Raw genomic sequence first — 2,657 nt, forward strand, 5'->3', positions numbered from 1 at the left:
GTCGTCAACGATAACGCTGGATGTCTGACACCCAGCGGCGTTCTTTAGTCCATCGCGAGCAAGCTCGGCTCCTACAGGGTTTGTGGTGCGGTCGTTATTTGATGTTCACCTTCGAATAATCCTGCCGCCCAAACGGGCTCACCGCGTAACCCTCGACATCTTTGCGCGTCAGGGCAAAGGCGGTCGGGTGGGCCAGGGGCAGCCATAGCGCCTGTTGCTGGATCTGCGCCTGGGCCTGTTCGTAGAGCTTGGTGCGCACGCCTTGCTCGCCGGTGGTCTTGCCGGCGCTGATCAGCTTGTCCAGGTCCTGATTGCAGTAGCGGGCGAAGTTGGTGCCGGACTTGACCGCGGCGCAGGAAAACTGCGGCGTGAGGAAGTTGTCCGGGTCGCCGTTGTCACCGGCCCAGCCCATGAACAGCAGATCGTGTTCGCCGGCTTTGGCGCGGCGGATCAGTTCGCCCCATTCGATCACGCGAATCTCGGCCTGAATGCCGATTTCCGCCAGGTCCGACTGCAGCATTTGCGCACTGAGGCTCGGGTTCGGGTTCAGCAGGCTGCCCGACGGACGCGTCCAGATGGTGGTCTGGAAGCCATCCTTCAAGCCGGCCTTGGTCATCAATGCTTTGGCTTTCGCCACGTCGTGGGGATAGCCGGGCAGGTTTTTCGCGTAACTCCAGGTATTCGGCGGGTAAGGACCGTTGGCCGGTTCCGCGGTGTCTTCAAACACGGCTTTGACGTAGTTGGCCTTGTCGAAGGCAAGGTTGATCGCCTGGCGCACTTCGGGCTTGTCCAACGGAGGGTGCTGGCTGTTGATGGCGACGAACGCGGTCATGAAGGCGTCGGTCTTTTCGACTTTCAGTGTCGGCTCTTTCAGAGCGGCCTGTACGTCCAGCGGTTTGGGCGACAGGGCGATCTGGCATTCGTTACGACGCAATTTCTGCAGGCGTACGTTGGCGTCTGGGGTAATGGCGAAGATCAGCGGGTCCACTGACGGCTTGCCGCGGAAGTAGTCCGGGTTGGCCTTGTAGCGAACCGAGGCGTCCTTCTGGAAACGCGTGAACACGAACGGCCCGGTGCCGATTGGCTGGCTGTTGAGCTTCTCTGTCGCGCCGGCCTTCAACAGTTTGTCGGCGTACTCGGCCGAATAGATCGAGGCGAAGCCCATGCTCAGGGTCGGCAGGAAGGTCGAATCGGCGTGATCGAGGGTGAAGCGCACGGTCAGCGGGTCGAGGGCGTCGATCTTCTTGATCAGCGCGGGCAATTGCATCGATTGCGCGTGGGGGAAGCCGCTCTGGGCGACCTTGTGCCACGGGTTGGCCGGATCGAGCATGCGGTCGAAGCTGAACTTCACGTCTTCGGCGGTCAGCTCGCGGGTTGGGTTGAAGTAGTCGGTGCGGTGGAATTTCACCTGCGGGTGCAGCTTGAACACATACGTCAGGCCGTCAGGGCTGACTTCCCAGCTGTCGGCCAGGCTCGGGACCACCTTGCCGCTGGCGGTGTCGAAATCCACCAGACGGTTCATCAGCACGTCCGCCGAGGCGTTGGTGGTGGTCAGCGAGTTGTACTGCACCACGTCGAATCCTTCCGGACTGGCCTCGGTGCAGACACTCAGGGCCGCTGCCTGAGCCAGGGGGCTGAGCAGAAGAGGGGCGAGCAACAGGGGTAGAGCAGCGAGGCGCATGGTCGGATTCCTTTACAGATCGAAGGCCCATCTGCAAGTGCAGTCTGGAAAAGGCTTACCCTAGTGGGCTGCCTTGCAAATGACTATCCCCTTTTTCATTTTGAGTGGACTATAACCACCGGATTTTCCCGAGCGCGGGAGAGAAACCCCGATTTTGGTTGGCCTGGCGGATTTTCTGCGACGAGTGGTCGAAATCGCCCATAACCTTTATCCAAAGCGCCTGGAGCGTAAAAAAAGGGCTTTTTGTCCATTCAATGCACAGCGAATGTTGTTGCTCCCTAGTCTTTCTGGTATAAAGCAGCGCTCTTTTCTAGGGGCCCGGTTCCTTCACTGTAGGTGTAGCCGGTAAGACCTCTAAAGAATCGCGGCGCCTGGCGCCACAATGACTAGAGATTAAGCGGCCAACCCATGCCGGGTTGGGCATGTGGTTTTAGAGGGCTGAGGCATGTCTAGAGTATGTCAAGTTACCGGTAAGGGTCCGGTGACTGGGAACAACATTTCCCACGCAAACAACAAAACCCGTCGTCGTTTCCTGCCGAACCTGCAGCATCACCGCTTCTGGGTTGAAGAAGAGAAACGTTTCGTGCGTCTGCGCGTATCTGCCAAAGGCATGCGTATCATCGACAAGCGCGGCATCACTGTCGTTCTGGCCGAACTGCGCAAAGCTGGCAAGGTTTAAGGGAGCTAATCATGCGTGAATTGATTCGTTTGATCTCGAGCGCCGGTACTGGTCACTTCTACACTACCGACAAGAACAAGCGCACTACTCCGGACAAAATCGAGATCAAGAAATATGATCCGGTTGTTCGCAAGCACGTGATGTACAAGGAAGGCAAAATCAAGTAATTGATTTTTCCTCCTTACGAAAAAGGCCCGTATCGCGAGATACGGGCCTTTTTTGTTGCCTTGGGTTTTGTGCTGCCTTTGAGGGACCCTTCGCGGGCAAGCCTCGCTCCTACGGGGGCGCGCGGTCACC

Annotated in this window: 3 protein-coding genes; 2 read left to right on the forward strand and 1 reads right to left on the reverse strand. The window is 58.2% G+C overall.

From position 1 onward, the window contains the following. Positions 1-94: 94 nt before the first annotated feature. Positions 95-1,681 (reverse strand): ABC transporter substrate-binding protein, encoded by a 1,587-nt coding sequence (locus ACW9JE_RS30140; RefSeq protein ID WP_457434839.1) that lies wholly within the window; start codon positions 1,679-1,681, stop codon positions 95-97. Positions 1,682-2,126: 445 nt separating this feature from the next. On the opposite strand from ACW9JE_RS30140, the gene rpmB reads away from it, so the two are divergent. Both rpmB and rpmG read left to right on the forward strand, forming a co-directional pair. After that, positions 2,127-2,360 (forward strand): 50S ribosomal protein L28, encoded by a 234-nt coding sequence (gene rpmB / locus ACW9JE_RS30145; RefSeq protein WP_224541973.1) that lies wholly within the window; start codon positions 2,127-2,129, stop codon positions 2,358-2,360. 11 nt (positions 2,361-2,371) lie between these two features. After that, complete coding sequence (gene rpmG / locus ACW9JE_RS30150; protein WP_016772554.1) at positions 2,372-2,527, forward strand: 50S ribosomal protein L33; 156 nt, start codon at positions 2,372-2,374, stop codon at positions 2,525-2,527. The last annotated feature ends 130 nt before the right edge of the window (positions 2,528-2,657 follow it).

The sequence above is a fragment of the Pseudomonas sp. SDO55104_S430 genome (genome assembly GCF_054070595.1).